The sequence below is a fragment of the Streptomyces sp. NPDC050287 genome (genome assembly GCF_044459385.1).
Lineage (GTDB): Bacteria > Actinomycetota > Actinomycetes > Streptomycetales > Streptomycetaceae > Streptomyces.
Genome location: NZ_JBITIY010000001.1, coordinates 970,394 through 993,202 on the forward strand (window position 1 = coordinate 970,394; position 22,809 = coordinate 993,202).

The 22,809-nt window shown below is 71.7% G+C and carries 22 protein-coding genes and 1 pseudogene; 16 read left to right on the forward strand and 7 right to left on the reverse strand.

Annotated features, from left to right (window positions below; translation table 11 throughout):
* Nucleotides 1-153 precede the first annotated feature (153 nt).
* From ACIBK3_RS04295 to ACIBK3_RS04310, 4 genes are read left to right on the forward strand one after another with little or no spacing between them, the layout of a single operon-like run.
* A complete protein-coding gene (locus tag ACIBK3_RS04295) occupies nt 154-900 on the forward strand; it encodes an amino acid ABC transporter permease (protein WP_399361690.1) in 747 nt (248 codons plus the stop codon).
* Nucleotides 900-1,550 carry an amino acid ABC transporter permease gene (locus tag ACIBK3_RS04300; RefSeq protein WP_399361692.1) on the forward strand — a complete coding sequence of 217 codons (651 nt, stop codon included), beginning with the start codon at nt 900-902 and terminating at the stop codon, nt 1,548-1,550. The genes ACIBK3_RS04295 and ACIBK3_RS04300 overlap by 1 nt, the downstream gene beginning before the upstream one ends.
* A complete protein-coding gene (locus ACIBK3_RS04305) occupies nt 1,547-2,323 on the forward strand; it encodes an amino acid ABC transporter ATP-binding protein (RefSeq protein WP_399361694.1) in 777 nt (258 codons plus the stop codon). The genes ACIBK3_RS04300 and ACIBK3_RS04305 overlap by 4 nt, the downstream gene beginning before the upstream one ends.
* Nucleotides 2,324-2,334: 11 nt before the next feature.
* Entirely contained in the window at nt 2,335-3,243 is a 909-nt protein-coding gene (locus ACIBK3_RS04310; RefSeq protein WP_399361696.1) for a sugar kinase, read from the forward strand.
* Here the strand turns inward: ACIBK3_RS04310 and ACIBK3_RS04315 are convergent, their stop codons facing one another.
* Together ACIBK3_RS04315 and ACIBK3_RS04320 are read right to left on the reverse strand one after the other, a co-directional pair.
* On the reverse strand, nt 3,244-4,113 hold the full coding sequence (locus tag ACIBK3_RS04315; protein WP_399361698.1) for a RimK family alpha-L-glutamate ligase: 870 nt from the start codon (nt 4,111-4,113) through the stop codon (nt 3,244-3,246). It lies immediately after the preceding gene.
* Between the two features lie 140 nt (nt 4,114-4,253).
* Nucleotides 4,254-4,985: a FadR/GntR family transcriptional regulator gene (locus ACIBK3_RS04320; protein WP_399361700.1), complete on the reverse strand. Its 732-nt coding sequence runs from the start codon at nt 4,983-4,985 to the stop codon at nt 4,254-4,256.
* Between the two features lie 201 nt (nt 4,986-5,186).
* Here ACIBK3_RS04320 and ACIBK3_RS04325 point away from each other — a divergent pair, with 201 nt between their 5' ends.
* Genes ACIBK3_RS04325 through ACIBK3_RS04335 form a run of 3 tightly spaced genes read left to right on the forward strand, consistent with a single transcriptional unit; the run spans nt 5,187 to nt 9,465 of the window.
* Nucleotides 5,187-6,566 (forward strand): SLC13 family permease, encoded by a 1,380-nt coding sequence (locus ACIBK3_RS04325; protein ID WP_399361702.1) that lies wholly within the window; start codon nt 5,187-5,189, stop codon nt 6,564-6,566.
* Nucleotides 6,567-6,623: 57 nt separating this feature from the next.
* Nucleotides 6,624-8,117: an acyl-CoA synthetase gene (locus tag ACIBK3_RS04330; RefSeq protein ID WP_399361703.1), complete on the forward strand. Its 1,494-nt coding sequence runs from the start codon at nt 6,624-6,626 to the stop codon at nt 8,115-8,117.
* A complete protein-coding gene (locus tag ACIBK3_RS04335) occupies nt 8,110-9,465 on the forward strand; it encodes a carboxyl transferase domain-containing protein (protein ID WP_399361705.1) in 1,356 nt (451 codons plus the stop codon). Before ACIBK3_RS04330 ends, ACIBK3_RS04335 begins: the two co-directional genes overlap by 8 nt.
* Nucleotides 9,466-9,500: 35 nt before the next feature.
* On the opposite strand, the pseudogene ACIBK3_RS04340 reads toward ACIBK3_RS04335, so the two are convergent.
* A pseudogene (locus tag ACIBK3_RS04340) lies at nt 9,501-9,629 on the reverse strand (RNA-guided endonuclease TnpB family protein); the annotation flags it as partial.
* A gap of 151 nt (nt 9,630-9,780) precedes the next feature.
* On the opposite strand from ACIBK3_RS04340, the gene ACIBK3_RS04345 reads away from it, so the two are divergent.
* A complete protein-coding gene (locus ACIBK3_RS04345) occupies nt 9,781-10,818 on the forward strand; it encodes a rod shape-determining protein (RefSeq protein ID WP_399361707.1) in 1,038 nt (345 codons plus the stop codon).
* A gap of 203 nt (nt 10,819-11,021) precedes the next feature.
* Here the strand turns inward: ACIBK3_RS04345 and ACIBK3_RS04350 are convergent, their stop codons facing one another.
* Complete coding sequence (locus ACIBK3_RS04350) at nt 11,022-11,951, reverse strand: anti-sigma factor RsbA family regulatory protein (RefSeq protein ID WP_399362119.1); 930 nt, start codon at nt 11,949-11,951, stop codon at nt 11,022-11,024.
* Nucleotides 11,952-12,067: 116 nt separating this feature from the next.
* The gene (locus tag ACIBK3_RS04355) at nt 12,068-12,421 is read right to left on the reverse strand and encodes an STAS domain-containing protein (protein ID WP_399361709.1); all 354 of its coding nucleotides are present in this window, start codon (nt 12,419-12,421) and stop codon (nt 12,068-12,070) included.
* Nucleotides 12,422-12,609: 188 nt separating this feature from the next.
* Here ACIBK3_RS04355 and ACIBK3_RS04360 point away from each other — a divergent pair, with 188 nt between their 5' ends.
* From ACIBK3_RS04360 to ACIBK3_RS04380, 5 genes are all read left to right on the forward strand, one after another.
* Entirely contained in the window at nt 12,610-13,287 is a 678-nt protein-coding gene (locus ACIBK3_RS04360) for an ANTAR domain-containing protein (RefSeq protein WP_399361711.1), read from the forward strand.
* 750 nt (nt 13,288-14,037) lie between these two features.
* Entirely contained in the window at nt 14,038-15,096 is a 1,059-nt protein-coding gene (locus ACIBK3_RS04365) for a glycoside hydrolase family 5 protein (protein ID WP_399361713.1), read from the forward strand.
* Nucleotides 15,097-15,228: 132 nt separating this feature from the next.
* Nucleotides 15,229-16,107 (forward strand): LLM class flavin-dependent oxidoreductase, encoded by an 879-nt coding sequence (locus ACIBK3_RS04370; protein ID WP_399361715.1) that lies wholly within the window; start codon nt 15,229-15,231, stop codon nt 16,105-16,107.
* A gap of 115 nt (nt 16,108-16,222) precedes the next feature.
* Nucleotides 16,223-16,369 carry a hypothetical protein gene (locus ACIBK3_RS04375; RefSeq protein WP_399361717.1) on the forward strand — a complete coding sequence of 49 codons (147 nt, stop codon included), beginning with the start codon at nt 16,223-16,225 and terminating at the stop codon, nt 16,367-16,369.
* Nucleotides 16,370-16,525: 156 nt separating this feature from the next.
* Nucleotides 16,526-17,923 (forward strand): glycoside hydrolase family 43 protein, encoded by a 1,398-nt coding sequence (locus ACIBK3_RS04380; RefSeq protein ID WP_399361719.1) that lies wholly within the window; start codon nt 16,526-16,528, stop codon nt 17,921-17,923.
* Nucleotides 17,924-18,133: 210 nt separating this feature from the next.
* Here ACIBK3_RS04380 and ACIBK3_RS04385 read toward each other — a convergent pair whose 3' ends face one another.
* Nucleotides 18,134-18,427 carry a putative quinol monooxygenase gene (locus ACIBK3_RS04385; RefSeq protein ID WP_399361721.1) on the reverse strand — a complete coding sequence of 98 codons (294 nt, stop codon included), beginning with the start codon at nt 18,425-18,427 and terminating at the stop codon, nt 18,134-18,136.
* Nucleotides 18,428-18,488: 61 nt separating this feature from the next.
* A complete protein-coding gene (locus ACIBK3_RS04390; RefSeq protein ID WP_399361723.1) occupies nt 18,489-19,451 on the reverse strand; it encodes a carbohydrate kinase in 963 nt (320 codons plus the stop codon).
* Between the two features lie 305 nt (nt 19,452-19,756).
* Between ACIBK3_RS04390 and ACIBK3_RS04395 the strand changes: the two genes are divergently transcribed.
* The 3 genes from ACIBK3_RS04395 (at nt 19,757) to ACIBK3_RS04405 (ending at nt 22,754) form a co-directional block, all read left to right on the forward strand.
* Nucleotides 19,757-20,773, forward strand: a complete 1,017-nt coding sequence (locus tag ACIBK3_RS04395) for a sugar ABC transporter substrate-binding protein (protein WP_399361725.1) — start codon at nt 19,757-19,759, stop codon at nt 20,771-20,773.
* A gap of 152 nt (nt 20,774-20,925) precedes the next feature.
* Entirely contained in the window at nt 20,926-21,921 is a 996-nt protein-coding gene (locus ACIBK3_RS04400; protein ID WP_399361727.1) for an ABC transporter permease, read from the forward strand.
* Nucleotides 21,918-22,754: an ATP-binding cassette domain-containing protein gene (locus tag ACIBK3_RS04405; protein WP_399361729.1), complete on the forward strand. Its 837-nt coding sequence runs from the start codon at nt 21,918-21,920 to the stop codon at nt 22,752-22,754. Before ACIBK3_RS04400 ends, ACIBK3_RS04405 begins: the two co-directional genes overlap by 4 nt.
* Nucleotides 22,755-22,809 lie beyond the last annotated feature (55 nt).

Consider the following 22,809-nt stretch of genomic DNA (forward strand, 5'->3'; position numbering starts at 1 on the left):
CCGCGCGCCCCAAACCGGAGACACATGTTGTGGGTGGGGCGCCCCCGGTCCCCCCCCCACCCCCCCCCCCCCCCCCCCCCCGGGTGGGGGGGGGGGGGGGCCCCCCCCCCCGGGGGCCCCCCCGCCCCACCCGCGACCATGTGGAGGAGTTCCATGCTCACCGACTGGAGCTACGCACTCCAGGACTGGCCCACCTACCTGAGCGCCGCCTGGCTGTCGCTGAGACTCTCGCTCGCCGCCTTCGCCCTCGCCTTCGCGCTCGGCCTGCTCGGCGCCCTGGCCCGCAGGTCCCGGTACGCCGTCCTGCGCGCACCGGCCGCCGCCTATGTCGAGGTCATCCGCAACACCCCCGTCCTGCTGCAGATGTTCGTCGCCTACTTCGCGCTGCCGTCGGCGGGGCTGCGGCTGAGCCCCGTCCAGGCGGGCGTCCTCGCGCTCGGCGTCAACGTGGGCGCGTACCTGACCGAGATCTTCCGGGCCGGCATCCAGGCCGTCCCGTCCGGCCAGCGGGAGGCGGCGCGCGTGCTGGCACTGAGCCCCGCCCGTACCTTCGCGCACGTGGTGCTCCCGCAGGCGCTGCGCAACGTCTACCCGGCCGTGGTCAACCAGCTCGTCCAGATCATCCTGGGCTCGTCGCTGCTGTCCGCCATCTCGGTGCCCGAACTCACCGGCACCTCGATGGTCATCAACTCCCGCACCCTGCTGACCGTCCAGGTCTTCGGCATCGCCGCGGTGCTCTATCTCGTCCTCACCAACCTGGTGGTGCTGGTGGCCGGGCTGATCGGCCGGGTGGCCTTCAAACCACCGCTGCCGACGACCGTACGAGCACGTCCGCCGGCCGCCGTACGCCGGCTGCTGCCCGCGCGGGCCGTGCCCACCGTCCGTAAGGAGGCCGCGTGATGGACTGGTCGGTCATCTGGTCGAACCGCACGCTGTTCACCGACGGACTGTGGGCCACGGCCCTGCTGTCGGTCGCGGCCATCGCCACCGGCACGCTCACCGGGCTCGTCGTCGCGGCCGTACACACCAGCCGCGTCCCGCTGCTCGCCCAGGTCGCCCGGGCCTATCTGGAGGTCTTCCGCGGCACGCCGCTGCTGATACAGATGCTGTTCCTCTACTTCGGCGCGGCCTATCTCAACCTCGCGGGCATCACCGTCTTCGGCGCCGCCCTGCTGGCGCTGACCCTGTATCAGGGCGCGTACATCGCGGAGATCTTCCGGGCCGGCATCGAGGCCGTGCCCCGCGGCCAGTGGGAGGCCGCGCGGGTCCTCGGCCTCAGCCGCACCCAGACCTTCACGACCGTGATCCTGCCGCAGACCCGGGCGATCGTGCTGCCGCCGCTGGTGGGCCAGTACCTCTCGCTGGTCAAGGACACCTCGATCGCCGTCGTCATCGGCTACGTCGAACTCGTGCGCCAGGGCCAGGCGGTCATCGACCGCGCGGGCGACCCGGCGACCACCTATGTCGCGGTCGCCGCCCTGTACTTCGTCATCTGCTACCCGCTGTCGCTCGTCGTGCGGCGGATGGAACGAAAGGCTGTCATCGCATGACGACCACCGAGACCCCCAAGACCGTGGGGAAGACCGTCACGCCCGCCCGTATCGCCCTGTCCGGCGTGCACAAGCGGTTCGGCGCGCTGGAGGTCCTCAAGGGCGTCGACATCGGCGTCGAACCCGGCGAGGTCGTCGTCCTCATCGGCGCCAGCGGCTCCGGCAAGAGCACCCTGCTGCGGATCATGTGCGACCTGGAACGCGCGGACGACGGCGAGGTGTGGGTCAACGGCGTACCACTGCACGACCGCAAGCGGGCACCGGAGATCTTCGGTCACGTGGGCATGGTCTTCCAGCAGTTCAACCTCTTCCCGCACAAGACCGCGCTCGGCAACGTCACCCTCGCCCTGCTCAAGGTCAGGAAGCTGGCGCGGGCCGAGGCCGAGGAGCGCGGGCGGGCCGCGCTGGAGCGGGTCGGACTCGCCGACAAGGCCGACTCGTACCCCGCGCAGCTCTCCGGCGGCCAGCAGCAGCGGGTCGCCATCGCCCGGGCGCTCGCCATGGACCCGGCGATCATGTTCTTCGACGAGCCGACCTCCGCGCTGGACCCGGAGCTGGTCGGCGAGGTCACCGGCGTGATGCGGTCCCTCGCCGAGGACGGCATGACCATGGTCGTGGTGACCCACGAGATGCGCTTCGCGAAGGACACCGCGGACCGGGTCGTCTTCATGGACGGCGGGGTCGTCCTGGAACAGGGCCCGCCTGAGCAGGTGTTCGGCAGTCCGTCCGAGGCCCGCACCCAGCAGTTCCTGCACCGCGTCCTGGACACGTGAGGAAAGCGAAGGTGCCCACCCCTGGCTACGACGTGGTCTGCGTCGGCGAGACCATGGCCGTGCTCAGCCCGCCGGACGCACGGCCGCTCGCCGGCCAGCGCACCCTCGCGCTGACTGTCGGCGGCGCCGAGTCCAACGTGGCCTGCTCGCTGGCCGCCCTCGGGCACCGCGTCGCCTGGCTCAGCCGGGTCGGCGCCGATCCGCTCGGCCGCCGCGTCCTGGACGACCTCACCGCCCGCGGCGTCGACGTCTCGGCCGTGGAGACCGACCCCGAACGCCCCACCGGCGTCTACTTCAAGGACCCGGCCCCCGACCGGACCCGCACCTACTACTACCGCCGGGACTCCGCGGCCACGCTCATGGGCCCGGAACTGGCCCGCCTCCCCCTCCTGCGGGCGGCCCGGTTGCTCCACCTGTCCGGCATCACACCGGCCCTGTCGGACAGCTGCGCCGCCCTGACGGACGCGCTGATCGCCCACCGGGCCGCCCCGGACCCGCTCGTCTCCTTCGACGTCAACCACCGCCCCGCTCTGTGGCGGCACCGCCCCGCCGACGCGGCCCCCGTCCTGCTCGCCCTGGCCCGCGCCGCCGACATCGTCTTCGTCGGCCGCGACGAGGCCGAGACCCTGTGGGGCACCGGCACGGCGGCGGAGGTACGGGGCCTGCTGCGGCCCGCCCGCGTCGTCGTGGTCAAGGACGCCGAGCACGGAGCGACGGCGTACACGCGGGACGGCGAGGAGACCTTCCTCGCCGCGCCCCCGTCCCGGATCGTCGAACGGGTCGGCGCGGGCGACGCGTTCGCCGCGGGCTACTTGTCGGCGACGGTGCTCGAAGGCCTCGGCGCGACGGAGGGCCTGCACCGCGGGCACCGGCTGGCCGCGGCGGCCCTGGTCACCCCGGACGACGTACCGGCGGCCTGATCAGCGAGCCGCCGCGAGGATCGCCGTCACGACCGCGGGCACCGACTCCGGGTGCAGGAACAGGAAGAGGTTGGGCTCCACCAGCTCCAGTTCCATCACCCGGGGCAGGCCGTCCTCCCCGTCGACCAGGTCGACCCGGGCGTACAGCAGCTCCGGCGTGTCCGGTACGGCGGCCAGGGCGCGCTCGGCGACGGAGAGTTCCGCCGGGGCCGGGGTCCACGGCTCCAGTCCCGGGTGGGCGACCTTGTCCGCGTCGAAAGCGGTACCGGGCGCGAGGACGGCCCGCTTGCGGCTGGCGTGCAGCAGCCGCCCGCCGAAGAACTGCAGGGCCCGCTCACCCCGGACATCGATGCCGGCCATGTACGGCTGCACCATCGCGGTGAGCCCTTCCTCGTGCATGCGCGCGAGGTGCCGTACGGCGGTGTCGTGCTGCCCGGGTGTGTAGCGGGCGGCGTACCGGGCGCCCGCGCCGGAGGCCGGCTTGATGACGTACTCGCGGTCGCCGGGGAGGTCTGCGGCGTCCCCCGGCGCGAGGTACCGGGTGGGCACGACGGGCACCCCGGCCGCCGTCAGGTCCCCGAGGTAGCGCTTGTCGGCGTTCCACCGCACGACGTCCACCGGGTTGGCCAGCCGGGTCGCCTTGGCGCAGCGCTCCGCCCAGGCCACGAACTCGGCCGCCCGCCAGCTGTAGTCCCAGGTGGACCGGATGAGGGCGAGGTCGAACCCGCCCCAGTCGACGTCCGGGTCGTCCCAGAACACGCCCTCCGCCTCGGCCCCGCCCGCCCGCAGCGCCTCCAGCAGCACGGGCAGGTCGCGGTCCCTGCTGGTCTCGGGGCGGGGGTCGTAGGTGACCAGGGCTATTCGGGGCACGGCGGGCTCCATCTCTTGTGCGGCTCGACCCGCAGGCTAACCGCCGCCCCCGCAACCACGGCAACCCGTTTGACCTTCCCCCCTTGCGGCGGCCCGGACGACGTCAGCTGTGCGGTCGCGGACGTGGTGGAGACGGCCGCCTAACGCTCCCCGCGCTCGTCCTCCGGACGCTCCTCGTCCGGCTCCCAGTCCAGCAGTCGTACCTTCGCCACCGTGCGGACGTGGTTGCGCATCGCGGTGGCCGCCTGCCGGGGTTCCCGGGCGGCGACGGCGTCCAGGATGGCCTGGTGCTGGGCCAGGGAGCGGGTGGGGCGGCCGGGCTGGCGGAGGGACTCGGTGCGGCTCTCGGCGATCTGGTCGGCGATGGAGCGCATGAACTCGGCAAGCAGGCTGCTGTGTGCGGCCGCCGTCACCGCCGCGTGGAAGAGGCGGTCACCCTCGATGCCGTGACCGTCCGCCCCGATCTCCTCGGCCATGTGCGTGAGCGCGGACCGCATCGCCGTCAGGTCGTCCTCCGTGCGGCGCTCGGCGGCCAGTTCGGCGAGTTTCGTCTCCAGGGCCTCGCGGGCCTCCAGCACGTCCGGGAGCCGTCGGCGCCGCTCGACCATCCGCTCGACCGGCTCGACGTCCAGGCTGTCGCGGACCAGGTACGTGCCTCCGCCGTGCCGCGCCTCCACCAGGCCCTGCACCTCCAGGACCACGATCGCCTGTTTCACGGAGGCCCGGCTGACACCGAGCCGCTGGGCCAGGTCACGTTCCGGAGGGAGCCGGTCCCCGGCCTTCAGGCCGCCTTCGGCGACGTACTGGCGCAGCCGGTCCAGCACCTGCTCGTACAGGCGCTGCTTCGTCATGGGGCGCAGGGCGTCGGTCACGGGGTCCCCCTCTCGTCGGGAGCGTAACACCGGACCCGGCGGTGGCTGAGTGGCTGAGCCAATTCCTGCGCGACCCCTTGACGGGCGCCCCCTGCCCACCCACGCTGATCAGCCAACGCCCCAAGTGGTTCAGCCACTGAGCCACCGGGGGCGTCGCCAGTGCACCCGCAACCGCTCCGGGACCCAACGACGGGAGCCCGTATGTCCCCCGAACTCATCTCGATCCTCGTCCTGGTCGTGGTGTTCGTCATCGCCACCACCCGTTCCGTCAACATGGGCGCGCTCGCCTTCGCCGCCGCCTTCGTGGTGGGGGAACTCGTCGCCGACCTCGACGCGGACGGCATCTTCGCCGGCTTCCCCGGCGACCTGTTCGTCGTACTCGTCGGCGTCACGTACCTCTTCGCCATCGCACGCGCCAACGGCACCACCGACTGGCTGGTGCACGCGTCCATCCGGCTCGTCCGGGGGCGCGTCGCCCTCATCCCCTGGGTGATGTTCGCGATCACCGCCGCGCTCACGGCGATCGGCGCGGTCAGCCCGGCCGCGGTCGCCATCGTCGCGCCGATCGCGCTGAGCTTCGCCGCCCGCTACCGGATCAGTCCGCTGCTGATGGGCGCGATGGTGGTGCACGGCGCCCAGGGCGGCGGTTTCTCGCCGATCAGCATCTACGGCACGATCGTCAACGGCATCGTCGAACGCGAGAAGCTCCCGGGCAACGAGATCACCCTCTTCCTCGCCTCACTGATCGCCAACCTGGTCATCGCGGGCGTGGTCTTCGTCCTGTTCGGCGGCCTGAAGCTGTGGGCACGGGGCGCGGTCACAGCCGACTCAGGCTCCGACGAGGGGGACTTGGCGGAGGACGGTGGTGGGGCCCGTACGGCGGAAACCGGCAGCGGCAGCGGTACCAGCACCGGCAGCGCCACCCGCCCCGCCGCCACCGCCACGCTCGTCGAATCCCGCCCCGACATCCCGGACACCACCCGCCTCACCCCCGCCCGGACCGCCACCCTCACCGCCCTGGTCGCCCTTGTCGTCGCCGTTCTCGCCTTCGACCTCGACGCCGGTCTGACCGCGATCACGCTCGCCGTCCTGCTGAGTACCGCCTGGCCGGAGGACAGCCGCAAGGCGGTCGGCCAGATCGCCTGGTCGACGGTGCTGCTGATCTGCGGTGTCCTGACATACGTCGCCGTCCTGGACGAGATGGGCACCATCACCTGGGCCGGCAAGGGCGTCAGCGACATCGGCATCCCCCTGCTGGCCGCCGTACTGCTCTGCTACATCGGCGCGCTCGTGTCCGCGTTCGCCTCCTCCGTCGGCATCATGGGCGCGCTGATCCCGCTCGCCGTGCCGTTCCTCGCCCAGGGTGAGATCGGGGCGGTCGGCATGGTGGCCGCGCTCGCGGTGTCGGCGACGGTGGTGGACGTGAGCCCGTTCTCGACGAACGGCGCGCTGGTGCTGGCCGCGGCCCCTGACGTCGACCGCGAGCGTTTCTTCCGGCAGTTGATGGTGTACGGAGGGATCGTGGTGGCGGTGGTACCCGCGGTGGCGTGGCTGGTGATGGTCGTGCCGGGCTGGGGGTAGGCCGACCGGCGGCCCCCACCAGCCCGGCAACCGCTGAACAGTTAAGGAGTACGACGCGTGTCCTCTCTCTTCCCGGCCCTGACCGACGGCCGCACCGACCGCCCCGCCCTGCGGTTCGGCGACCGTTCCCTGACCTACGCGGAACTCGCCACCGCGGCCGACGCCGTGGCCCGCCGGCTCGCGGGCCATGCCCGGGTGGCCGTCTGGGCGACACCCGCGCTGGAGACGGCGGTCGCCGTCGTGGCCGCGCTGCGGGCCGGTGCCGCCGCGGTGCCGCTCAACCCGAAGTCCGGGGAGAAGGAGCTCGGGCACATCCTGACCGACAGCGCGCCCGCCCTGGTCCTGGCCGCACCGGGTGACGAACTGCCGTCCGCCCTGCGGGACCTGCCGCGCGTCGATGTCGACGTCGACGCGCGGGCCACCGGCCCCGCCCACGAAGCCACCGACCCCACCCCCGAGACCACCGGCTCCGCCCCCGAGGCCGAGGCGTCCGACGACGACCCCGCCCTCGTCGTCTACACCTCCGGCACCACCGGCCCGCCCAAGGGCGCCGTCCTCCCCCGCCGGGCCGTCGCCACCACCCTGGACGCCCTCGCCGACGCCTGGCAGTGGACCGGCGACGACGTACTCGTGCACGGCCTGCCCCTGTTCCACGTGCACGGCCTGGTGCTCGGGATCCTCGGCCCGCTGCGGCGCGGCGGTTCGGTCCGGCACCTGGGCCGGTTCAGCACCGAGGGCGTGACACGCGAGCTGGAGGGCGGCGCGACCATGCTGTTCGGCGTCCCGACCATGTACCACCGCATCGCGGAGGCGCTCCCCGGCGATCCCGCGCTGGCCAAGGCGCTGAGCGGGGCGCGGCTGCTCGTCTCCGGCTCGGCCGCGCTGCCGGTGCACGACCACGAGCGGATCACGAGCGCGACGGGGCAGCGCGTCATCGAGCGGTACGGCATGACGGAGACGCTCATGAACACCAGCGTCCGCGCGGACGGCGAGCCGCGCCCCGGCACGGTCGGCGTCCCGCTGCCGGGCGTGGAGCTGCGGCTCGTGGAGGAGGACGGCACCCCGATCCCGTCGTACGACGGCGAGAGTGTGGGCGAGATCCAGGTGCGCGGCCCGAACCTGTTCACCGGCTACCTCAACCGCCCCGACGCCACGGCCGCCGCCTTCACCGCCGACGGCTGGTTCCGCACCGGGGACATGGCGGTGCGCGACCCCGACGGTTACGTACGCATCGTCGGCCGCAAGGCCACCGACCTGATCAAGAGCGGGGGGTACAAGATCGGGGCGGGGGAGATCGAGAACGCGCTGCTGGAACACCCGGGCGTCCGGGAGGCGGCGGTCACCGGCGAGCCGGACCCCGACCTGGGCGAACGGATCGTGGCGTGGATCGTGCCCGCGGACCCCGCAGCACCGCCCACGGTGCAGGAGTTGGCCGACCACGTCGCGAGCCGCCTCGCTCCGCACAAGCGCCCCCGTGTCGTCCACCACCTGGCCTCCCTCCCCCGCAACGACATGGGAAAGATCATGAAGCGGGCGCTGACCCGTGACTGACCGCCCGACCGCCCGCGAGACGATCGCCGCTGTCGCCGACGACCTCACCTTCACCGAACTCCCGTACCCGGCAAGGCGGTCCGGCCCCGACGGCCCCCTCTCCTGGCAGGGTTACGACGCCGCCCGTGCCCGCGCCGCCGAACGCACCGGCGAGGAGGAGTCCGTCGTCTGCGGCACCGCGCGTGTCGAGGGCACCCGGGCCGTCCTGCTCTCCTTCGAGTTCGGTTTCCTCGGCGGTTCGCTCGGCGAGCGCACCGGGGACCGCCTGGAGGCGGCGTACACATACGCTCGTGACCACCGCCTCCCGGTGGTCCCGTTGATCGCCACCGGCGGCAGCCGCATGCAGGAGGGCATGCTCGCACTGACCCAACTCCAGCGCGTGGCACGGCAGTCGGCGCTCACCAGAGAGGCGGGGCTGCCGCAGATCGCGGTCCTGCGGGACCCGACGACGGGCGGCGGCTGGGCCACGCTGGGCGCGGGCGCCGACGTGATCCTCGCCCTGCCCGGGGCGCAGGTCGGCTTCGCGGGCTCCCGGGTCCGGCCGCCGGACGCGGACCCGGCGGCGTACACGGCGGAGGCCCAGGTGGCGGCGGGCGCGGCCGACGCGGTCGTGGCACCGCAGGACCTGCGGCGGGCCCTGGGCCGCTGGCTGCGCCTGCTGACGAGCACGTCGAGCGAACCCGCCCCGCCCCCGCCGCCGCTCGGCACGACGGACCTCCCGGCCACCGGCTGGGACGCGGTCCGCCGCGCCCGCGACCCCCGACGCCCGCGCGCCGCACGCTACTTGGACAGGTACTTCACCCACCGTCTCCCGATCAGCGGCGACCGCTGCGGCGGCACCGACCCCGACGGCATGCTGTGCGGCTTCGGCGAGCACGAGGGCCGTACGGTCGCCTACGCCGCACAGACCGGCACGGCGACCCGCCCCGCCGGCTACCGCACCGCCGCCCGCCTGATCCGCCTCGCGGACCGCTTCGGCATCCCCGTGCTGACCCTGGTGGACACCCCCGGCGCCGCCAACGACGCCGAGGCCGAGCGGCAGGGCGCGGGCGCGGCGATCGCGGACGTCTTCGGCGCGGTGGCCGCCGCCCGCACGCCGGTCACCACCCTCCTGATCGGCGAGGGCGGCTCCGGGGGCGCCCTCGCCCTCGCCGCCCCCGGCAACACCTGGGCCACCCCCGACAGCTACTTCTCGGTCATAGCCCCCGAGCCGGCGGCGGCCATCCTCAAGCGCCCGCCGGAGGAGGTGGAGGCGACGGCCGACCAACTCCGCATCCGCCCACAGGACTTGGCCGAACTGGGCCTGATCCGGCATGCCCCACGTGACAACATCGCGTACCGTCCTTGAATCCTCCCCTCCCTGAGGGTGAGGGGATTCCCGGCTCAGGCAGCCTCCTGGAGCAGCGCTCCAGGAGGTCTTGAGCCATCAGCACCAGCGGCACCGGCCGGGTCGAGACCAGCCCGGACGAAGCGCACGCGGGCGGAGTTCTTGTCCCGCGGGGACACAGTGCCTTGGCGCGAACTGACAGGACACAAAGAAACCCCCGTTCAGCCGCTCCCCGCCCGGCCCACCACAAGACGCGTACCCTCCTCCGTCCCCGCAGGATGCGTAGGAGACCGCCACCCGGCGGTCCACCGGTCTGCGCTCTCGGGAGGACCTGCCATGACCGCCAGTCTGGAGCAGCTGCGCCGCTGCCACTTCGCCGTCGACCTGGGTGCGGCGAGGACGCGGGTGTACGTGAAAGGGGCCGGGCTCGTCGTCGACCAGCCGTCCGCCGCCGCCGTGAACACCCGTACCGGCGCTCTGATCGCGGTCGGCGAGTTCGCGGAGAGGATGACGGGCCGTACGCCGGACTACATCCGGGTCGTCAGGCCCGTCTCCGGCGGCACGGTCGTCGACATCGAGATGGCTCAGCGCATGCTGCGGCACCTGCTCGGCGACAAGGTCCGCCGCGCGCTGCGCCGCAAGCCCCGGCTGCGGGCCGCCGCCTGCACCCCGCACGACGCCGACCCGCTGGCCCAGCGCGCCGCCATCGAGACGCTCGTCGGGCTCGGGGCGCGCCGGGTGGAGCTGGTCGACACGCTCATCGCCGCCGCGGTCGGCTGCGGGCTGCCCGTGGAGCGGCCCGAGGCGACCATGATCATGGTGTGCGGGGCCGCGGCCACCCAGATCGCGGTGCTCTCCCTCGGCTCGATCGTCACCGCCGAGCGCATTCCCGTCGGCGGCGAGGCCGTGGACCACGCGATCGTGCAGCACCTGCGGCACGAGCACGAGCTGATGCTGCCCAGCCAGTCCGTACGGCCGCTGCAGCTCGCCCTCTCCGGCAACGGCCTCACCGCCGAGGGCCCCGCGTCCACCGAGATCCACGGCCGGGACGTCGCCACCGGCCTCGCCCGTTCCGTCAAGGTCGACACCGCCGCCATCCGGTTCGCGATCGAGACCCCGCTGACCGCCGTCCTCGACGGCATCGGACGGGTGCTGCGCAACTGCCCGCCCGATCTGGTGGCCGACCTCGCCGACCGCGGGATCATGATGGTCGGCGGCAGCGCCCTGCTCCCCGGCTTCGACCAGATGCTGCGGCACGCGACGGGCATGCCGGTGCACATCGCCGAGCGGCCGGACGTGTGCGCCGCCCAGGGCCTGGGCTACATGCTGGAGGGCAAGATCGAACCCCTGGTCCTGGACCCACTGGCCGCCTGAGCGACGTACCGCGGCAAGCACGTCACCGGGCCCGCCCGGCAACGGGCCCGCCCGGCAACAAACTTGCCTGACTACCGCCTCGCCCGGCAACGGGCCCGCCCGGGCTACAGACTTGCCCCGCTATCGGCTCGCCCGGCCACCGGCTCGCCCGGCAACGGACTCGCCCCCGCTACGGACTGCCCATGTCCTGACCTGACGGCCCATCAGCAGGCGAACCAGCACCGCACCGTCGTCCCGTCCACCCCGGTGTGCACCCGGACCAGGTCCGCGACCAGGTTGACCATCAGCAGTCCCCGGCCGCCGCGCTGGTCGCGGGGCGCGGGCCGGCGTCCGGCCAGCGGATCCGCCAGCCGCCCCTTGTCCCGTACCTCGCACACCACGTGCCGGTCCTCGGCCCACACCCTGAGCACACCCGAACCGCCGCCGTGGACCACGCTGTTGGTGGTCAGCTCGGCGGTGACCAGCGCCAGGTCCTGCAGGCGTACGCCGGTCAGGCCGAGCTGGGCGGCGATGTCGGTGGCGACATGGCGGGCCTGCGAGAGCGAGTCCGCGTCGTAGGTGAAGACGGGCACGTCCGCGACGAGCGGCAGCGGCTCGTTGTAGCGGGCGACGACGTCGTCCGGGGCGTAGGCCTCGCTGGCCGCCGCCGGCCCGGCATCGGCGCGGATGACGACGGGGTGGGTGGCGTACGCGTCGGCGATGACCTGAGGGGCCAGCCGCCGGGTGTCGTACGGACACAGGATGCTCACCGCGCGGCCCGTGAAGGCGGCGTTGATGAGTGCCTCGTGCTGGACGCAGGCGGGGTACTCGGTGTCGCTGCGGCCCGCCCAGATCGGCTCGCCGATGATCCGCACCCTGCGGTCGGCGGGCTGGGCGTCGGCGAAGGCGCGCAGCACGCCCGGGATGATCCGGCCGGGGTTGCGCCCGGCCTCCCGCATGTCCAGCAGGCGCACGGCGTCGGCGTCCGCGCCGAGGCCGTCGCGGATCAGGGCGAGGTTGTCCCCGGGCACGGCGACCGCCACCGGGTCGCCCGCCTCCAGCCCCTCGCGGATGAAGGACACGGTGCCGGCGAGGTACTCCCGCTCGTCACCGTAGAACAGCGCGGGATGGACGAAGGGTTCGAGGGCCGCCATGGTGTAGAGGGGCTCGTCGTACTCGACAGGCCCGTTGAACACGGAAGGCCCGTCGGACACGGAAGGCCCGTCGGGCTTGAAAGGTCCGTCGGACCCGAAGGGTTCGGCCGCGGCACTCATGACATCGACACCTCGATCGCCGACAGGTCGGGCCAGAACATGTCCAGCACGCGCCGCAGGGCGTGCGGCGGGTGGTCCAGCACCATCCGCCGGCCGTCCCCCAACTCCTGGGCGGCGGCGGCCAGCGCCCCGGCACCGGCGACGTCGATGAACGTCACGGCTGACAGCTCCAGGTGATACACGTCCCCGTCCTCGCGCACGGCCCGCTCCAGCGCTCGCTCCCAGACATGGTGCGTCGCCAGACCGACCTCTCCCGCCACGCGCACTCCACTGCGCGTGGTCAGCGGTGACACCGTCAGCGCCGGCGCCGCCGCAACGACTCCGGACGGTGCCTCGTACCGGATGCCCACACCGTCTCCCCACTCTTCCCGGACGGAGCGCACATACCCAGGAACCCACGCCACATGCCTGGGCCTGGTGTGTAGTCCACCGTACGGCGGGCAGGCGCAGCATCAGCACCCCGGGCTCACCGAACGGGCCCGGCGGCGACGGGGCTCGCAACGCCAGGAAGACTGTCCGGTAACCACAGGGGGGAGACATGACCTCAGCGGCGTACACACCTCTCCCGGGGCGACTGAACGCCCTGGTCATCGAAAGCCACGTGGACGGGGACCGAGCGGTGCTCGCGCCACGCGGAGAGCTGGTCCGCGGCTGTGCGGACATCCTGGCCGAGACGCTGGCCGCGTTGCCGGACGGCGTCCGCCGGGTGGAACTGGACATGACCGGGGTGGTCTTCATGGACACCGCGGGACTGCAGTTCCTGGAGACGCTCGCCGACCACGGCCACCGGCACGGGATGCCGGTGGCGACCGTGAACTGGGACGGTCAGCCGCGCCGCATCATGGAACTCGCCGGTCTCGACCCCGCCGACCCGCCGCACGCCGCCGCGGCCACCGACCCGCACGCGTCGGCCTCCTCGGCGGTGGCCCTGGAACGCGCCGAGCAACTCCGGCTGCTCCAGGAGGAGGTCGAGCAGCTCCGCCAGGCGATCGCCTCCCGCCCGGTGATCGACCAGGCGCGCGGCATCCTGATGGCCACCCAGGCCTGCACCTCCGACGAGGCGTGGACGATCCTCCGCGAGGCCTCCCAGCTCTCCAACACCAAGCTCCGCACGGTCGCCGCGGCGGTCACCGCGAGCACCGGCTCCGACGGCACCCCGCCCCCGGAGGAGGTCCGCACGGCGTTGCGCACGGCGATCGCACACCGCGCACACTGACAAACTGTCACGGTCACTGACGCTGACGCTGACGCTGACGCTGACGCCGTGACGGTCACTGCCACTGCCACTGCAACTGCCGCTGCCACTGCAACTGCCGCTGCCGCCCGGCGACCGCCCGTACCAGCGGTGGACTCATGACAAGCGGCGCAGTCAGTACGGCACGATCCGTGCCGTCAGTACGGCAGGATCCGCCCCGACGGAGTCCTGCGGTCGATCGTCACATCGCGCGGGGCCGCGGGCCTACGGTTGACGCGCACCCGGATCTGACGGTTCATGACGTCCTCCTTGGGCCTTGGGCCGGTACGAGGTGACGGGCCACCCCGCATCCGATGTGACCAGCCTCGTCCTCCCGCAACCCGGGCACATCGTGCCCGGGGAGGCAGTCGCCCTGACCCCGGAGCAGGACCCGCGAGGGTCCGGCTGCTTCCCGGGGAGGACGCCCGACCCGCACATCCATGGGGGCGGGCCGAGACCGGCCGTGCTTCGTCTTCGTTGCCATTGCCCCCGCCATACCCTCGCGGCAACGCGATGACTCCTGTCCCGTACGACGCGATGGCCTGCGAGCCCGGGAGGACGGGAGATGTTACGTGCGGGAAACCTTGACGCGACCCAAGCCGGATGCCACGATTCCGGCGCCGCGATGTTTACGTAAACACCGATCGTCTGTTCGATCATGTTTGCGTAAACACGGCGGCCCGACGCGCCTCCCCCACGCGCCGAGCCGCCACCTCCTGAAAGGGCAAGCTGATGCGCAAGACCCCCACCAGAAACCGCCGCACCCCCCGGCTGCGGGCCGCCTTCGTGGCCGTCGCGATCGCCGCGGTCACCGGTACGACCCTCGCCGGCAGCCCCGCCTCCGCCGCCGCGCCGAGCACCGACACGACCCAGTTCAAGGGCGTCAACTGGGCCGACCCGCGCGACAACTTCGCCGACGACCCGGTCGTCCTGTCCGGCCTGTCGCTCTCCGACAGCTACCGGCAGACGTACACCAAGGCGAGCCGGATCATCTCGGCCTTCCGCGCCAACCTCGGCGCCAACACCGTGCGGCTGCCCATCAACCCGTACACGGTCAACGGCAGTTACTGGAAGTCGTACCGCGCGGTCATCGACGCGGCCTCGGCCCAGGGCTTCAAGGTCATCGTGTCGTACTGGGAGGGCACCGGCGCCCAGAAGGACGGCTTCATCGACGACGAGGCCACGTTCTGGCCGATGTGGAACACCGTCGTCAAGGCCTACCAGAACGACAAGCGCGTCTACTTCGAGCCGATGAACGAGCCGCACGGCTACACCGACGCCCAGTGGGCCGACATCGCCGCGAAGTGGCTCGCGACCTACCCCTCGGTCCCGCGCGACCGGGTCTTCGTCAGCGGCGCCGGCTACAACGACCACGTCACCTCGGTCTGCGCCGACCCGCGCCTGAAGGGCACGTACCTCTCCCTGCACCACTACGGGTTCTGGAAGGACTACGCCACCTACGACCAGTGGGTGGCCGACCTCAAGGTGCGCATCGGCGACTGCGCGAACCGCACCGTCGCCGACGAGTTCGGCGCTCCGATGACGACCGGCCTGAACTACAACAAGCCGGACGCGTCCAACAACTTCGTCAACTACGTCCAGGCCGTCACCGACACCTTCCGCGAGCTCAAGATGGGCTCCGTGTACTGGCCGGGCCTGCGCACCGACGACACGTACTCGATGCAGACTCTCATCGGCGACCCGGCCCGCCCCTGGCTGGCCACCACCAACCAGTCCGGCGCCGACCGCCTCGCCTGGGCCTGGGGCCGCGGCAAGCCGGTCCAGCGCTGACCGGAGCACCGCAGCCGCGAAGGCTCCGCCCCGGACAGGGGCGGAGTCCCGCCGTTCGCCGGCCTGTCACCGGAACCGGCGGCCTGGAACACGGCGTTGATCGATTCCGCGAGGGGAGCACAGGTTCCGACGATGACGAACCTTCGGATCGGTGTGATGTACGACCGCGACTGGGCCCCGGAGGGGCTGCCCGGATTCGCGCGGCAGGCCGAGGCACTCGGGGTGGACGACCTGTGGGTGGTCGAGGACCTCGGCTGGAGCGGCGGGGTGTCGGCGGCGGCCGTGGCGCTGGGCGCGACCGAGCGGCTGCGGGTGGGCATCGGGATCACGCCGGCCCCCTTGCGCAGTCCGGCGCTGCTGGCGATGGAACTGGCCACGCTGGCCCGGGTGTTCCCGGGACGGCTGGTGGCCGGGATCGGGCACGGGGTGCGGGGGTGGATGGTCTCGGTCGGCGTCGCGCCGCGTTCGCCGCTGGCCCTGCTGGAGGAGACGATCACCGCCGTACGCGCGCTGCTGCGCGGGGAGCGGGTCGAGGTGGAGGGCCGGGAGGTGCGTCTGGACGGCATCCAGCTGGTGCACCCGCCCGCCGAGCCGCCGCCGGTGGTCGCGGGCGTGGTACGGCCCCGGTCGCTGGAGCTGTCCGGCCGGGTCGCGGACGGCACGCTGATCGCCGAGGGCCACGGCCCGGGTGACCTGGAGACCGCCCGGGCGCTGACCGCGAAGGGCGGAGCCACCTCCGGCCACACGCTGACGGTGCTCTCCTTCTGCTGTGTCGGCGAGGACCCCGACGAGGTGGCCCGGACCCTGCACCCGCACACCGAGGGCCAAGGCGCCTGGCTCGGCCGCGCGCAGGAGGACGTGTTCGCCGTCTCCGGCCGGCCGGCGTCGGCCGCCGAGCAGATCCGCGCGCTGGAGACGGCCGGAGCGGACACGGTCGCACTGCGCATCGTCGGGCCGGAACCACTGCGTCAGCTCGCATCCGTCCTGGAAGCCCTCGGCCGCCGCGACTGACGCGGAGTCGCCCGGGAGTACCTCGCCCTACGGATTCAGAGAGCCGCGGGACGAGAAGCAGGCCTCACGCCCCGCCGCCGGCCGCCGCGTTCCTGACAGCGTCCAGAGCGGCGGCATGCCGGTCTTCGTCGACGGCGTCGGAGCGAAGACCCTGCCCGCGGTGATGATCGTCTTCGCGGCCGTAGCGCTCATCGCGGTCGCCCTCTTTCCCACCGGAATCGATTTTCCCGCTGAAATCAACGAGGAACGTCAGAACAATTGACGCGCACTCGACCCACCTCTACTTTCTGATCGATTCACCGAACTCCGTTCGAAATACCGGCCATCGGTCCTGTCGGACGGAGGGCGCGGTCCTCCAGCATGTCCTCCCCCACGCGGCACGGCCGCCCACCCGCACCGCACGCACCTTGGAGAGCAGATGAGCGCAACACCCAGTCCCGGCTCCCACCCGTCGCGCCGGCTGTTCCTCGGGATGGCCGCGACCGTACCGCTGGCCGTGACCGGAACGCTGACCCTCGGCGCACTTCCCGCCCACGCCGCGGACTCCGCCTACGTCATGGGCTACTTCACCGAGTCCACGACCATGCTCGAGGCCAACTACGGCCTGCACCTGGCGGTCAGCACCGACGGCCTGAGGTGGATGCCGCTGAACCAGAACAACCCGGTGGTCACGCCGACGGCGGGCGCGGGCGGGCTGCGTGACCCGTTCATCATGCGCAAGCAGGACGGCGCCTTCGTCGTACTCGCCACCGACCTCAAGGGCACCGACTGGAACTACAACAGCCAGTACATCCATGTCTGGGACTCGACGGACCTGCGCACCTTCACCGGCTACCGCCGGCTGAAGCTGCACGACATGGTCACCCACAGCTGGGCACCCGAGGCGTTCTGGGACGCCGGTCGCAGCCAGTACGGGATCATCTACTCGTCCGTCAACTCCAGCGGTCACAACGTGATCATGGTGAACTACACCACCGACTTCCAGACCGTGACGTCCCCGCAGGTCTTCTTCGACCCCGGTTACGACATCATCGACGGCGACCTCGCCGTGGGCGTGAACGGCGTCAACTACCTCTACTACAAGAAGGACCAGACCCTCGTCGGCGCACGGTCCACCACCCTCGCCCCGGGCAGCTTCACGCCCTTCAGCACACCGGTCTCCCACGGCGGCACCGAGGCTCCGGTCCTGGTGAAGTCCCTGACCTCCGGCACCTGGTACCTGTGGGGCGACACCTACACGCCCAACGGCGTCTTCTACGCCTGGCAGAGCACCGACCTGGCCGCCGGCACCTGGACCGCGCTGGACCAGCGCCTCTACACCCAGCCCCTCAACTCCAAGCACTGCACCATCGAGACGATCAGCACGAGCGAGTACGACAACCTCGTGGCCAAGTGGGGAAGTCCCGCCTGGAACCGGCTGAAGTCCTACAACTACCCGGACCGCTACGTCCGCCACGCCGACAACGTCGGCCGTATCGACCCCTACCCGTTCGACCCGTACCCCGACTCACAGTGGAAGCTCGTGCCCGGCCTGGCCGACAGTGCGGGCGTGTCCTTGCAGTCGGTGAACTACCCCACCCGCTACCTGCGGCACTACAACTACAACCTGCGGCTGGACGAGAACGACGGCACGTCGACGTTCGCCGCGGACGCCACTTTCCACAAGACCGCCGGGCTGGCCGATTCCTCCTGGTCGTCCTTCCGCTCGCACAACTTCCCGACGCGCTACATCCGGCACTACGACTACGTGCTGCGCATCGACCCCGTCTCCACCACGACGGAGAAAGCGGACGCCACGTTCTACGTCGGCTACTGACAAGGCAGCGGGCCGACGCGCCGAGCCGGCCGCTGCAGCGGGCCCCGGCTCACCAGTTGCCCCGGTCCCAGCGCCCCCACCCGACTCCCCGAGCCAGTAAGTCCGCGTGCCCCAGTACGTCCGCGTGATCGGGCCGCGTGGCTTGTCGCGGGTGCCGATTCGCGCCCCGGTGGGGGCCCTTGTCATGGCGGCCGCCGGCCGGCTCGCGCGTCAGGCCAGCGGATCGAGGAACGTCAGCACGGAGGCGTCCTCTTCGATCAGCGGGACGAGGGCGGCGTTGAAAGGACCGCCGTACGGGGCCTTGAGGTGCGCCTGGAAGGCGTCCTCGTCCCGGTACACCTCGAAGATCCAGAAGGCGCGCGGGTCGGCTGCCTTGGTGTAGACGTCGAAGGCGATGTTGCCTTCTTCCTCGCGCACCTTCAGGGCGTAGTCCCCGATCAGGCGGGCGACCTCGTCCTGCGCTCCCTCACGGGCGGTGAACTCGGCGAGCAGGGTTTTCTTCATGATCTCGTGTCCTTTTCAGGTTCTTCGTGAGCTCAGTGCCCGGCGTGGCCCGCCGAACCGTTCAGGCCCCACCGGCGGCCGTCAGCTGCCCCAACTGGTTCTGCCAGGGCGGATTTGGACCGGCAACCGAGCAGGTCAGGGCCGCGACCCGAGCGCCGAACCGGCAGGCTTCCGCGACATCGTCGAGGCCGAGACCGGCCAGCCGGCCACCGAGAAGCCCGGCCGCGCCGAGATGGTGCAGCAGGCCGGCGGTGAAGGAGTCCCCCGCGCCGACCGTGTCGACGACCCGCGTAGTCACCGCGGGCACCCTCAGCCGTTCGCCGTCGAGTGAGGCCAGGGCGCCCTCGGCGCCGAGCGTGATCACGACGAGCCGCACCCCCGCGGCGTGCCAGATGTCGCACGCCTCCTCGGGCGGGGTGCCCGGCAGGAGCAGTGCCAGGTCGTCCTCGCTCAGCCGCAGGATGTCGGCGAGAGCGCACCAGTGCGCCAGCCGGGCGCGGTAGGCCTCGGGTCGCACGAGCAGCGGCCGGACGTTGGGATCGATGCTGATGGTGGCCCGCGGAGCCGCCGCCGCCAGGAACTCCTCCACCACCGCCCCGCCGGGCTCCCGGACCAGGGCCAGCGACCCGGTGTGCACACAGGCCGTTTCGGACAGATCCACCCTTGCCAGTTCCCCCGGACTCCACTGCCAGTCGGCCGTCTCCTGTGCGTGGAAGGAGAACGCGGCCTGCCCGGCGGCATCCAGCTCCGCCACGGCCAGCGTGCTGGGCTCGGCGGCGGCGACGGCGTACGACAGGTCGACGCCGGACGCCTCCAGGTGGGTCCGGAACAGACGTCCGAACACGTCGCCGGACAGGCGCGCGAGGAAACGGGCCGGCGTCCCCAGCCGGGCCAGGGCCACCGCCGTATTCGCGGGTCCGCCGCCGGGCAGCACCCGAAGGGCGAGTTCGTCGGGGGCGTTCGCCGGTTCGGTGAAGGCGTCCGCGACGCACTCTCCCAGAACGGTGATCGGACGCGGGCTCATGGGGCTGCTCTCTCTCGGGAGGACACGGAAGGTTTCTTACAGGGCTCGGAAGGGCTCCGAAGGTTTCTTGCGGGGCTCGGAAAATGTCGGCGAAGGGGCGGCCCGGCGGCGCGGTCACTGACCGGCCGCAGGGCTACGACAGCGGCGTTGCCGATTTGTGACGAGTGGAAGGCATTGACGTTGCCGGGATGCGGAGTCCATCATCCTCGCCAGGCAGTGTCAACGATGACATAAGTCATCGATGACACCCCGGGCAGCCCGCTCCGATCCAACCCCGTGCCGCCCGCTACCCACAGGAGTCGTTCATGTCTCGCACCACTCGCCTGTCCTCCTCCCTCCTCAGAGCCGCCGCGGTCGCGGGTGTCGCGACCCTCACGCTGACGGCCTGTGGGTCCGGCTCCGGTTCGGGCTCCACGAGCTCCGGCTCGGGCAGCGTCAAGGTCGGTCTGATCACCAAGACCGACACCAACCCGTTCTTCGTGAAGATGAAGGAGGGCGCGGAGAAGGCCGCCAAGGAGAACGGCGCCCAACTGTCCACCGCCGCAGGCAAGTTCGACGGGGACAACGCCGGTCAGGTCACCGCCATCGAGAACATGGTCGCCGCCGGGGTGAAGGGCATCCTGATCACCCCGAGCGACTCCAAGGCGATCGTGCCCGCGATCCAGAAGGCCCGCGCCAAGGGCGTCCTGGTCATCGCGCTGGACACCCCGACCGAGCCGGAGGACGCGGTCGACGCCCTCTTCGCCACCGACAACCTCAAGGCCGGCCAGCTGATCGGCGAGTACGCCAAGGCCGCCATGAAGGGCAAGACGGCGAAGATAGCCGCTCTCGACCTGGCGCCGGGCGTCTCCGTCGGCGTGCAGCGGCACAACGGTTTCCTGAAGGGCTTCGGCGCCACCGACAAGGACGTCGTGTGTGCCCAGGACACCGGCGGCGACCAGGCCAAGGGCCAGACCGCCATGGAGAACTGCCTGCAGAAGGCGCCCGACATCAACGTCGTCTACACCATCAACGAACCGGCCGCCCTGGGCGCGTACACCGCCCTGAAGGCGAAGGGCCGGGAGAAGGACGTACTGATCGTCTCCGTCGACGGCGGCTGCACCGGCACCCAGGCCGTCAAGGACGGCAAGATCGCCGCGACCTCGCAGCAGTACCCGCTGAAGATGGCCGCCGAGGGCGTCAAGGCCGTCGTGACGTACGCCAAGGACGGCAAGAAGGCGTCCGGTTACACCGACACCGGCGTCACCCTGATCACCGACAAGGCGCAGGACGGGGTCACGTCCAAGGACACCGCGTACGGCCTGGACAACTGCTGGGGCTGAGCCGCCCCGGGACCGTACGACACCGCCACTCCCCTGAGCGGGGCGGTCGGCTCACCTCCCCGACCAGGGACGACCGCCCCCCTTGTCCCGGCGGCGGGGCCTTGAGCCCTCGTCCTCCGACAAGGACATCTGTCTTCCGACAAGGACTTCGCATGACAGCCACGACCACGCCGTACGCCGAGCTCAAAGCACCGACCACAGCCCGCAGACTGCTCACCGCGCCGACCACCGGACCCCTGGCCGCCCTCCTCCTGGCCTGCGCCTTCTTCTCCTTCTCCACCGACCAGTTCCTCACCGGCGGCAACTTCTCGCTGATCGTCCAACAGGTCATGGTCGTGGGCACCCTCGCCATCGGGCAGACCCTGATCATCCTCACCGCGGGCATCGACCTGTCGTGCGGGGCCGTGATGGCCTTCGGCAGCATCGTGATCGCCAAGATGGCGGCCGAGGGCTCTCTTCCCCCGCTCGTCGCGATCGCGCTGGGCATAGTCGTCTGCGGTGGTTTCGGGCTGCTCAACGGGCTGTTGGTGCAGAAGATCCCGCTGCCGCCGTTCATCGTGACCCTCGGCATGCTCAACGTGGCGTTCGCCCTGACCCACATCTACTCCGCGGAGCAGACGGTCACCAACCTGCCCGGCCCGCTCACGGCGCTCGGGGAGACCTTCCCCCTCGGCCACACCGACATCACCTACGGCTCCCTGGTCACCATCGCCCTGTTCCTGCTCCTCGCCTACTCGCTGAGCAGCACCGGCTGGGGCCGGCACGTCTACGCCCTGGGCAACAGCGCCGAAGCGGCCCGCCTCAACGGCATCCGCACCTCCCGCCTCACCATCGGCATCTACACCGTGGCCGGCCTGCTGTACGGCATCGCCGCCCTGCTGCTCATCTCCCGCACCGGAGTGGGCGATCCGCAGGCCGGGCAGACCGACAACCTCGACAGCATCACCGCCGTGGTCCTCGGCGGCACCAGCCTCTTCGGCGGACGCGGCTCGGTGCTGGGCACGTTCATCGGTGTCCTCATCGTGGGCGTGTTCCGCAACGGCCTCCAGCTGATGGGCGTTGCCTCCATCTACCAGACCCTGATCACCGGCGTTCTGGTCATCCTCGCGGTGACCGTCGACCAGATGTCCCGGAAGAAGGCCCGATGAGCGCCACCTCGTCCCCCACCCCCGTGCTGCAGGCCCGTGGTCTGGTCAAGCGGTACGGCCAGGTCACCGCCATCGACGGTGCCGACTTCGACCTGCTGCCCGGCGAGGTCCTCGCGGTCATCGGCGACAACGGCGCGGGCAAGACCAGCCTCATCAAGGCCCTCACCGGCGCGGTGGTCCCCGACGCGGGGGAGATACGGCTGGGCGGTGAGCCCATCACCTTCTCCGGTCCCCAGAGCGCACGCGCCCACGGCATCGAGACGGTCTATCAGGACCTCGCCGTGGCCGCCTCCATGGACATCGCCTCGAACGTGTTCCTCGGGCGCGAGCTCCGCCGCCCCGGCTTCCTCGGCAGCACCTTCCGCATGCTCGACAAGAAGCGGATGCGCCAGGAGGCCGCCGAGCACATGGCCGACCTGAAGATCGGCCTGCGCTCACTCACTCAGGCGGTCGAGACCCTCTCCGGCGGGCAGCGGCAGGCCGTCGCGGTCGCCCGCGCCGTCGCCTGGGCCCGCTCCGTCGTCGTCATGGACGAACCGACCGCCGCCCTCGGCGTCAAGGAGTCCGGCCAGGTCCTGGACCTCATCCGCCGAGTCCGCGACAAGGGCATGCCGGTCGTCCTGATCAGCCACAACATGCCCCACGTCTTCGAGATCGCCGACCGGATCCACGTTCACCGACTGGGGCGACGTGCCGCCCTGATCAAGCCCTCCGACTACTCCATGGCCGAGGTCGTCGCCATCATGACCGGCGCGCTCAGCATCGACGAGGCCGGAGATACTGTCGTGGCGGATTCCGAGGCCGCGAAGGCCGCGGGCGTCCAGGCCAACTGACGTACGACTGAAGCCACTCACGGATTCCGGCCGAGGCCGCGGCCGGAACCGACGA

Excerpts from the sequence above, each read along its gene's own strand:
- ACIBK3_RS04390 (WP_399361723.1), bottom strand. The coding sequence starts at position 19,451 with ATGAGCCCGCGTCCGATCACCGTTCTGGGAGAGTGCGTCGCGGACGCC.
- ACIBK3_RS04300 (WP_399361692.1), top strand. The coding sequence starts at position 900 with ATGGACTGGTCGGTCATCTGGTCGAACCGCACGCTGTTCACCGACGGA.
- ACIBK3_RS04400 (WP_399361727.1), top strand. The coding sequence starts at position 20,926 with ATGACAGCCACGACCACGCCGTACGCCGAGCTCAAAGCACCGACCACA.
- ACIBK3_RS04295 (WP_399361690.1), top strand. The coding sequence starts at position 154 with ATGCTCACCGACTGGAGCTACGCACTCCAGGACTGGCCCACCTACCTG.
- ACIBK3_RS04365 (WP_399361713.1), top strand. The coding sequence starts at position 14,038 with ATGCGCAAGACCCCCACCAGAAACCGCCGCACCCCCCGGCTGCGGGCC.
- ACIBK3_RS04405 (WP_399361729.1), top strand. The coding sequence starts at position 21,918 with ATGAGCGCCACCTCGTCCCCCACCCCCGTGCTGCAGGCCCGTGGTCTG.
- ACIBK3_RS04305 (WP_399361694.1), top strand. The coding sequence starts at position 1,547 with ATGACGACCACCGAGACCCCCAAGACCGTGGGGAAGACCGTCACGCCC.
- ACIBK3_RS04345 (WP_399361707.1), top strand. The coding sequence starts at position 9,781 with ATGACCGCCAGTCTGGAGCAGCTGCGCCGCTGCCACTTCGCCGTCGAC.
- ACIBK3_RS04370 (WP_399361715.1), top strand. The coding sequence starts at position 15,229 with ATGACGAACCTTCGGATCGGTGTGATGTACGACCGCGACTGGGCCCCG.
- ACIBK3_RS04380 (WP_399361719.1), top strand. The coding sequence starts at position 16,526 with ATGAGCGCAACACCCAGTCCCGGCTCCCACCCGTCGCGCCGGCTGTTC.
- ACIBK3_RS04325 (WP_399361702.1), top strand. The coding sequence starts at position 5,187 with ATGTCCCCCGAACTCATCTCGATCCTCGTCCTGGTCGTGGTGTTCGTC.
- ACIBK3_RS04395 (WP_399361725.1), top strand. The coding sequence starts at position 19,757 with ATGTCTCGCACCACTCGCCTGTCCTCCTCCCTCCTCAGAGCCGCCGCG.
- ACIBK3_RS04350 (WP_399362119.1), bottom strand. The coding sequence starts at position 11,951 with ATGGCGGCCCTCGAACCCTTCGTCCATCCCGCGCTGTTCTACGGTGAC.
- ACIBK3_RS04385 (WP_399361721.1), bottom strand. The coding sequence starts at position 18,427 with ATGAAGAAAACCCTGCTCGCCGAGTTCACCGCCCGTGAGGGAGCGCAG.
- ACIBK3_RS04360 (WP_399361711.1), top strand. The coding sequence starts at position 12,610 with ATGACCTCAGCGGCGTACACACCTCTCCCGGGGCGACTGAACGCCCTG.
- ACIBK3_RS04375 (WP_399361717.1), top strand. The coding sequence starts at position 16,223 with ATGCCGGTCTTCGTCGACGGCGTCGGAGCGAAGACCCTGCCCGCGGTG.